Origin of the sequence: Actinoplanes hulinensis, assembly GCF_019429605.1 — a bacterium.
Lineage (GTDB): Bacteria > Actinomycetota > Actinomycetes > Mycobacteriales > Micromonosporaceae > Actinoplanes > Actinoplanes campanulatus.
In genome coordinates this window covers 323,144-331,449 of sequence record NZ_JAHXZI010000011.1, presented here as the reverse complement: position 1 = coordinate 331,449, position 8,306 = coordinate 323,144, and the positions used below count along the sequence as shown (strand labels likewise).

At 72.0% G+C, this 8,306-nt stretch carries 7 protein-coding genes and 1 pseudogene; 4 read left to right on the top strand and 4 right to left on the bottom strand.

Annotated features, from left to right (window positions below; genetic code table 11):
* Positions 1-139: 139 nt before the first annotated feature.
* Complete coding sequence (locus tag KZ829_RS22590; protein WP_308285619.1) at positions 140-1,366, bottom strand: cytochrome P450; 1,227 nt, start codon at positions 1,364-1,366, stop codon at positions 140-142.
* Between the two features lie 95 nt (positions 1,367-1,461).
* Between KZ829_RS22590 and KZ829_RS22585 the strand changes: the two genes are divergently transcribed.
* Positions 1,462-2,559 carry a steroid 3-ketoacyl-CoA thiolase gene (locus KZ829_RS22585; RefSeq protein WP_220145913.1) on the top strand — a complete coding sequence of 366 codons (1,098 nt, stop codon included), beginning with the start codon at positions 1,462-1,464 and terminating at the stop codon, positions 2,557-2,559.
* Positions 2,560-2,571: 12 nt separating this feature from the next.
* Positions 2,572-2,739: a hypothetical protein gene (locus KZ829_RS22580; protein WP_220145912.1), complete on the top strand. Its 168-nt coding sequence runs from the start codon at positions 2,572-2,574 to the stop codon at positions 2,737-2,739.
* Between the two features lie 49 nt (positions 2,740-2,788).
* Here the strand turns inward: KZ829_RS22580 and pgfA are convergent, their stop codons facing one another.
* The 3 genes from pgfA to KZ829_RS22565 form a co-directional block, all read right to left on the bottom strand.
* The gene (gene pgfA, locus KZ829_RS22575; RefSeq protein ID WP_220145911.1) at positions 2,789-3,841 is read right to left on the bottom strand and encodes a cell envelope lipid trafficking protein PgfA; all 1,053 of its coding nucleotides are present in this window, start codon (positions 3,839-3,841) and stop codon (positions 2,789-2,791) included.
* A 75-nt stretch (positions 3,842-3,916) separates the two neighbouring features.
* Positions 3,917-4,687, bottom strand: a complete 771-nt coding sequence (locus KZ829_RS22570) for an SDR family oxidoreductase (RefSeq protein WP_220145910.1) — start codon at positions 4,685-4,687, stop codon at positions 3,917-3,919.
* On the bottom strand, positions 4,684-5,859 hold the full coding sequence (locus KZ829_RS22565; RefSeq protein ID WP_220145909.1) for an acyl-CoA dehydrogenase family protein: 1,176 nt from the start codon (positions 5,857-5,859) through the stop codon (positions 4,684-4,686). The genes KZ829_RS22570 and KZ829_RS22565 overlap by 4 nt, the downstream gene beginning before the upstream one ends.
* A 63-nt stretch (positions 5,860-5,922) precedes the next feature.
* Between KZ829_RS22565 and KZ829_RS22560 the strand changes: the two genes are divergently transcribed.
* Complete coding sequence (locus KZ829_RS22560) at positions 5,923-7,422, top strand: FadD3 family acyl-CoA ligase (protein ID WP_220145908.1); 1,500 nt, start codon at positions 5,923-5,925, stop codon at positions 7,420-7,422.
* Positions 7,419-8,249: pseudogene (locus KZ829_RS22555) on the top strand (enoyl-CoA hydratase); the annotation flags it as partial. The gene KZ829_RS22560 and the pseudogene KZ829_RS22555, both read left to right, overlap by 4 nt.
* Between the last annotated feature and the right edge of the window lie 57 nt (positions 8,250-8,306).

Below are 8,306 nucleotides of genomic sequence, written 5' to 3'. Positions count from 1 at the left end.
CGGGTCTGGCCTGTGCCGCGCCCGCCGGACGAGCGATCTCAGCCCGGCGGGCGCGGCACAGGCTTGACCCGGCAGCCGGCTCGCGAGGCTCGGCGTGACGGGGTCGATGCGGTTGGGTGGCGGCGCACCGCGTACAAGATCAGCGATACCGGACCGGAAGGTGTTTGATGCCGTTGATCCAGCCGGAGCGGAGGCGCTGAGCGGGACCGGCGAGGGTGATGCCGGGCATGTGGTCGGCGAGAGCGTTGAAGATGAGGTCGATCTCCAGGCGGGCGAGGTTGGCGCCCAGGCAGAAGTGGGCGCCGCTGCCGCCGAAGCCCAGGTGCGGGTTGGGGCTGCGGGTGATGTCGAAGGTGTGCGGCGCGGCGAAGACGTCGTCGTCGTAGTTGGCGGAGCCGTAGAACATGGCGACCCGCTGGCCGGTGCGGATCGGGACCCCGGAGAGGACCGTGTCGTGCAGGGCGGTGCGCTGGAAGGCGTTGATCGGGCTGCCCCAGCGGACGAACTCGTCGACGGCGGTACGCGGGCGGGTCTCCTTGTAGAGATCCCACTGTGCGGGGTTGGACAGCAGCGCGAGCATGCCGTGGGAGATGGCGTTGCGGGTGGTCTCGTTGCCGGCGACGGCGAGCATCAGCACGAAGAAGCCGAATTCGTCGACGGACAGGTGTGAGCCGTCGATCTCGGCCTTGACCAGGGTGGTGACGATGTCGTCGCGGGGGCAGGACTGGCGTTCGTCGGCCATCTGCATGGCGTAGCCGAGCAGGCCCATCGCCGATTCCATCGGGTCGGCGCCGCTGAACTCGGGGTCGTCGTAGCCGATCATCGAGTTGGACCATTCGAAGACGTTGCCGCGGTCCTCCTGCGGGACGCCGAGCAGTTCGGCGATGGCCTGCAACGGCAGTTCGCAGGCGATCTCGGTGACGAAGTCGCCGGCGTCGCCGGTGGCGAGCGCGGTGCGGAGGATCCGTTCGGCGCGGGCCTGGAGTGCGGCGCGCAGGCTGTTGACGGCGCGCGGGGTGAAGCCGCGGGAGACGATCGCGCGCTGTTTGGTGTGCTGCGGCGGGTCCATGTTGAGCAGGACGGCCTGCTGCATCTCGATCCGGTCGCGGGTCATGTCCGGCTGGAAGCGGACGATCGCGGTGTTCTCCCGGCTGGAGTAGGTGTCGCTGTCGCGGGACACGGTCATCACGTCGGCGTGCCGGGTGACCGCCCAGTACCCCTCGTCGTCGAATCCGGCGCTGCCGCGCGGCTGCGGGATCCAGCAGACCGGTTCGGTGCGGCGTAGCTCGGCGAACTCGGTGTGCGGGATGCCGTGCAGGTAGATGTCCGGATCGGTGGGGTCGATGCGGGTGCGCGGCTCGGCCACGGCTCCTCCTACGGCAACAAGTTCTACCGATTCAAACATGGCATCAGAGAGATTTGGTAGGTTCAATCGAGAACAGGTTCTAGTTGGAGGTCGCGGTGGGGTCACCGGTCATCGTCGATGCGGTTCGCACTCCGATCGGCAAGCGTGGCGGGTGGCTGTCCGGCCTGCATCCGGCCGAACTGCTCGGTGCCGCGCTGCGCGCGCTGCCGGCGGCCGATGTGGAGCAGGCCATCGGCGGCTGCGTCACCCAGGGCGGTGAGCAGTCGAACAACATCACCCGTACGGCCTGGTTGCACGCGGGACTGCCGCACGCGACCGGCTGCACCACGATCGACGCGCAGTGCGGTTCGGCGCAGCAGGCGGCGCACCTGATCGCCGGCCTGATCGCGGCCGGCGCGATCGATGCGGGCGTGGCCTGCGGGGTGGAGTCGATGAGCCGGGTGCCGTTGCGCGCCAACCTGGGCGACGCCGGCCTGCCCCGCCCCGAGTCGTGGGACATCGACCTGCCCAATCAGTACGTGGCCGCCGAACGGATCGCCGACCGCCGCGGCCTGACCCGCGAGGACCTGGACCGGTTCGGCGTGCGCTCGCAGGCGAACGCGGCACGGGCCTGGGCGGAGGGCCGGTTCGACCGGGAGGTGATCGCGGTCGGTGACGTCACCCGTGACCAGGGCCTGCGTGACACCACCGTCGAGGGGCTGGCCGGGTTGCGGCCGGTGCTGCCGGACGGGCGGCACACGGCGGGCACCTCGTCGCAGATCTCCGACGGTGCGGCCGCGCTACTGATCATGGACGCCGACCGGGCGCGGGCGCTGGGTCTGCGGCCGCGGGCCCGGATCGTGGCGCAGTGCCTGGTCGGCGCGGAGCCGTACTACCACCTGGACGGCCCGATCGCGGCCACCGGCCGGGTTCTGGCCGCGGCCGGGATGAAGATCGACGACCTGGACCGGTGCGAGGTGAACGAGGCGTTCGCCAGCGTGGTGCTGTCCTGGCTCGCGGTGCACCGCGCCGATCCGGACCGGGTGAACGTCAACGGCGGGGCGCTCGCGCTGGGTCATCCGGTCGGCAGCACCGGCGCCCGGCTGCTGACCACCGCGCTGCACGAGCTGGAACGTATCGACGGCACGACCGCGCTGGTGACCATGTGCGCCGGCGGGGCGATGTCGACCGCAAGCGTCATCGAACGGCTGTAGAGGAGCACTGTCATGGTTCGGTTCGGGTACATGCTGCTGAGCGCGGTGGTCGCGGCCGTGCTCGCCGCCATCGGCGTCACCGCGGTGATGGCCGCCATCAACCCCAGCGCGACCGAGGTTGCCTCGAACGTCTCGGACAACGACCCGGCCACCCCGCCCGATTTCTACGGCACCCGCTGAGCTGGGCGCTTTTGCAAGATCAGAACCGGGCGGGGTACGGGGAGAGCGCTCAGCCCTGCGGAACCGGCGTCGGCAGCGGCCGGCTGTTGTCCGGCGCCCGGTGCCCGCCGCGCGGTCCGGCGCCCCGGGACAGCAGCACACCGGCGACGATCAGCAGCAGTCCGAGGACGGCGAGCCCGATCGGGACGTACCGGCCGAGCATGAGCAGCAGGTCGCGCCCGTGTTCGGCCTCGGCCCCGACGGCCTCCATGGTGGCCTGGTCGTACTGCAGGTCGGCGTCGAAGATGACGACCGCGGCGCCGGCGTCCGGCACGAGTTCCCGGTGCTGCTGTTCGCGGTACCCGACGATGGCGCCGGTCATCGGCTCGACCCACAGGGTGCGGGTGGCCCGGTAGGAGATGGTGCCGGTGGTGGCGCCGGGAGCCAGGAACCCGAGCAGCCCGGCCAGGGTCTGCGGGTCCATCTCGGCCTCCTGTTCGGGCACCTGCTGCTGGAAGCGGTAGGTGGGCAGCCCGTTGAACTCCTCCTCGGCCTGGTAGTCGATCGGCAGCGCCTCACCCAGGGTGGAGTCCCAGTACTGGTACGTGCGCTTCTCGGTGCCGAACGGGAAGAGGTAGAGCTGGCCCTCGAACTGCACGTTGCCGGGGGTGCAGCCGACGCCGGTGGCCGGGTCGGCCTTCTCCTCGAGGTGGCACTGCCCGGCCCAGGGCACCGCCTCGCCGGTGGTGCGGTCGAGTGCGACCCGGCTCTCCGAACTGTTGATCATCTCGTCGGTGTCGGCCCGCCGGGTGGAGTGGTACACGTTCCAGACCAGGGTCTCACCGGCCCGCTCGCCGGGGATCTCGGCGGCCGCCTCGAAGTCGGGTTTGATGCCGGTGGTGGAGCGCAGGCCGGCCTGCTCCACGGCCACCCGCGGCGACCCGTCCGGCAACGTCTTGACCTGCACGAAAGACGCATTGGCCGCCTCCACCACCACGTCCGGCGGCTCCAGGTCGAGCGGCACCTTCTCCTGCGAGGGCACGATGATCCAGACCAGGGCCATCGCGAGCAGGAGACTGAGGATGCCGAGTCCGAACAGGGCCGCGCCGGTGATCCGCCGCATCGCGGTCTCCCTTCGCAAAAAATAGAACGCGTTACAATCTACTGCTCCGTAACATCGATGGAAACCCCTGGGGTCTCAGGCGTGCTGACTGCTCACCGAGATGACCTCGCCGGTCAGATAGGAGGCGTAGTCGCTGGCGAGAAAGGCGATCACGGTGGCCACCTCCCACGGCTGCGCGGCCCGTCCGAAGGCCTCCCGCCCGGCCAGTTCGGCCAGCTCGGTCTCGCTGATCACCCGGCTCAGGTACGGGTGGGCGGCCAGGCTCGGCGCGACCGCGTTGACCCGGATGCCGTGCCCGGCCACGTCCAGGGCCGTACACCGGGTGAACGCCATCACCCCGGCCTTCGCGGCGGCGTAGTGCGCCTGCCCGGCCTGGGCCCGCCAGCCGAGCACCGACGCGTTGTTGACGACCGCACCGCCGCCGCCCTGCGCGATCATCTGGCGCAGCGCCGCCCGGGTGCAGCGGAACGTGCCGGTCAGGGTGACGTCCAGAACCCGGTGCCACTCCTCGTCGGACATCTGGGGAACCGGCCGGTTCCCACCCAGCCCGGCGTTGTTGACCAGCACGTCGATCCGGCCGTACCGGGACACCGCGCCGCCGATCAGCCGCCCCACCCCGGCCTCGTCGGTGACGTCGCAGGGGATCGCCCACACCCGGCCCGGATGCAGGTCGGAGAGCTTGTCGCGGGTCTCGCCGAGGCGGCGCTCGTGGCTGTCGCCGAGCACCACCCGGGCCCCCTCGTCCAGGCAGCGCCGGGCCACCGCCGAGCCGATGCCGGCGCCGGCCGCCGCGGTCACCACCACGACCTTGCCCAACAACAGGCCGCGCCCGGTCGGCCCGGTCATCCCCGGGCCTGACGGGGCAGCCCGAGCACCCGCTCGGCCACGATGCCGCGCTGGATCTCGTTGGACCCGCCGTAGATGGTGTCGGCCCGGGTGAACAGGAAGTACCGCTGCCAGCGCTCGGTCGCCTCCGGTCCCGCGTCACCGGCGGCCAGCACGTCCATGGCCAGGTCGCCGAGGCCCTGCCGCCACCGGGTCCAGAGCAGTTTGATCACCGAGGAGCCGGCCGGCAGGTCCTCGGTGAGGCTGCGCAGCGTGTGCGCGCGCAGCACCGACAGGTCGATCCAGGCGCGGGTGAGCCGGTCACGCAGGGCCGGGTCGGTGGTGGCGCCGGTCCGCCGGGCCACCGCGACCAGGTCGTCCAGATCCCGCTGGAAGCCGACCTGCTGGCCGACGGTGGCCGCGCCCCGCTCGAAGGCGAGAGTGGCCATCGCGACCCGCCAGCCCTGACCCGGTTCGCCGACGACCAGGCCCGCCTCGGTGGTGGCGTCGTCGAAGAACACCTCGTTGAACTCGCTGTCCCCGGTGAGCTGCCGGATCGGCCGGACCGTTATGCCGGGCTGCCGCATCGGCACGAGCAGGTAGGACAGGCCGGCGTGACGCGGGCCGCCGGGCGGCGCCGGCTCGGTGCGGGCCAGCACGAAACACCAGTCGGCCACATGCGCCAGCGAGGTCCACACCTTCTGGCCGGTCAGCACCCAGCGGCCGCCGTCGAGCCGGGCCCGGGTGGTGACGCCGGCCAGGTCGGAACCGGCGCCCGGTTCCGAGTAGCCCTGGCACCACAGCTGATCGACGGCGGCGATCGCGGGCAGGAACCGGTCGCGTTGCCGGGGTGTGCCGAGGGCGATCAGGGTCGGGCCGACCATGGTGGTGCCGATGTGGTCGACGCGACTCGGGGCGCCGGCTCTCGCGTACTCCTCATGGAAGATCACCTGCCGCTGGAGCGGCGCGCCGCGCCCACCGTGCGCCACCGGCCAGGCCAGCGTGGTCCACCCGCCCTCGGCGAGCCGCCGGGCGAAGGCCAGGCGCTGCGGGAAGGCCTCGTTCTCCCGGCCCGGGCCACCGGCGCCGCGCAGCTCATCGGTCAGATTCGTGGCCAGCCAGTCCCGGATCTCACGCCGGAACGCATCGTCGTCGGTCACTGGCGCCACCTCCGGGATCACGCGTAGGCTCACGCTACCGACCAAGCACTTGCTTGGTAAAGCTCCTCTATTCGGTAAAGCCTCTTTGGGGGTCCCATGGAGACCGTCCCGGCGGCGCTGGCACGGGCGGCGCTCGAATTCGGCAGGCACCCGGCCCTGGTCGATCCGCACGTGCGCCGATGGGATTTCGCCGGGCTGCACGACGAGGTCGTCACGGTGGCGCGCGCGCTGATCGCGTCCGGGATCGAGCCGGGCGACCGGGTCGCGATCTGGGCTCCCAACAGCGCCCGGTGGATGCTGTCGGCGCTCGGCGTGCTCTACGCGGGCGGCACGCTGGTGCCGGTCAACACCCGCTTCACCGCGGTCGAGGCGGCCGACGTGATCGGCCGCAGCGGGGCGCGCGGCCTCATCGTCACCGGCCCGTTCCTCGGCACCGACCGGCTCGCCTCACTGCGCGAGAGCGGTGCCGAACTGCCGCCGTTCGTGCTCGCGCTGCCCGAGTGGGACACCTTCCGGGAGCGCTCGGGCGAGGTGCCGCGCGACGCGGCCGAGGAGCGGGCCTCAGCGGTACGGCCGGACGACGTCAGCGACATCCTCTACACCTCCGGGACGACCGGCCGCAGCAGGGGGGCGATGAGCGCGCACCGGCAGTCGCTCGGCGTGGCCCGGGCGTGGGCGCGGATCGGCGGGCTCGACATCCGCGACCGGTACCTGGTGGTCAACCCGTTCTTCAACAGCTTCGGGCTCAAGGCCGGCATCCTCGCCTGCCTGGTCAGCGGGGCCACCGTGGTGCCGCAGGCGGTGTTCGACGTGCCCCGGACCCTCGACCTGATCGAGACCGAGCGGATCAGCGTGCTGCCCGGGCCGCCGACCCTCTACATCGGGCTGCTCGACCATCCCGTCCGGGGTGGGCGTGACCTGCGGTCCCTGCGGCTGGCCGTGACCGGGGCGGCCACCGTCCCGCCCGTGCTGGTCGAGCGGATCCGCGACGAGCTGGGGTTCGCCACCGTGCTCACGGCGTACGGGCTGACCGAGGCCGTGGTGGCGACCATGTGCCGGCCCGGCGACGACACCCGGACCGTGGCGTTCACCAGCGGACGGGCCGCCGCCGGCTTCGAGGTGCGGATCGCCGAGAAGGACGGCGAGGTGCTGCTGCGCGGGCCCAACGTGATGCTCGGCTACCTCGACGACCCGGCCGCCACCGCCGAGACGATCGACCCGGACGGGTGGCTGCACACCGGCGACGTGGGGACCCTCGACGCCGCCGGGAATCTGACCATCACCGACCGGCTCAAGGACATGTACGTGTGCGGCGGCTTCAACGTCTACCCGGCCGAGGTGGAACGGGCCCTGGCCGCCCTGCCCGGGGTGTCCGAGGCGGCCGTCGTCGGGGTGCCGGATCCACGGCTCGGCGAGGTCGGGCGCGCGTACGTGGTGGCCCGCCCCGGATACGAGCTGACCGCCGAGCAGGTGATCGGCTTCTGCCGGGAGCGGCTGGCCGGCTACAAGGTGCCCCGGTCGGTCCTCTTCCCGGACGGGTTGCCGCACAACGCGAGCGGCAAGGTGCTCAAGTACCGGCTGCGGGAGCCCACATGAGCGAGGTCGTGCTCTACGAGCGGCGTGGGCCGGTCGGCCTGGTCACGATGAACCGGCCGCGCTACCGGAACGCGCAGAACTCGGCGATGACGTACGCCCTCGACGACGCGTTCACGACGGCGGTCGACGACCCGGAGGTGGCCGTCATCGTGCTGGCCGGGGCGGGCGACCACTTCTCCGCCGGGCACGACATCGGCACCCCCGAACGGGACGCCGACACGCCCTTCCCGCGCCGGGCGGTGACCTGGTGGGACCACACCGGACGGGACGGCGCCGACCGCAGGTACGCCCGCGAGATGGAGGTCTACCTGGGCATGTGCCGGCGGTGGCGGGAGATCCCGAAACCGTCCATCGCCATGGTGCAGGGCGCCTGTGTGGCCGGCGGGCTCATGCTGGCCTGGGTGTGCGACCTGATCGTGGCCGCCGAGGACGCGTTCTTCGCCGACCCGGTGCTGCGCATGGGCATCCCCGGCGTCGAGTACTTCGCCCACCCGTGGGCGCTCGGGCCGCGCTTCGCCCGGGAGGTGCTGTTCACCGGCGATCGTTTCGGGGCACGGCGGGCGTACGAGGTGGGCATGGTCAACCGGGTCGTGCCCCGGGACGCTCTCGAGCCGGAGACGTTCACGCTGGCCGCGAAGGTCGCCGCGATGCCGTCGTTCGGGCTGGCGCTGGCCAAGCGGGCGGTCAACCTGTGCGAGGACCAGATGGGCATGCGCGCCGGCATGGACACGGTTTTCGGGCTGCATCATGTCGCCCACTCCCACAACGCGGAGACCACCGCCGACCCGCTGGCCGGCCTGACCCCCGCGACCATGAAGGCCGCCGCCTCCCCCACCTCTCCGGCGGCACCCGGTCGCGTCCCACCCCACCTGGCCGCGCCCGGC

Excerpts from the sequence above, each read along its gene's own strand:
- KZ829_RS22580 (WP_220145912.1), top strand. The coding sequence starts at position 2,572 with ATGGTTCGGTTCGGGTACATGCTGCTGAGCGCGGTGGTCGCGGCCGTG.
- KZ829_RS22560 (WP_220145908.1), top strand. The coding sequence starts at position 5,923 with ATGGAGACCGTCCCGGCGGCGCTGGCACGGGCGGCGCTCGAATTCGGC.
- pgfA (WP_220145911.1), bottom strand. The coding sequence starts at position 3,841 with ATGCGGCGGATCACCGGCGCGGCCCTGTTCGGACTCGGCATCCTCAGT.
- KZ829_RS22570 (WP_220145910.1), bottom strand. The coding sequence starts at position 4,687 with ATGACCGGGCCGACCGGGCGCGGCCTGTTGTTGGGCAAGGTCGTGGTG.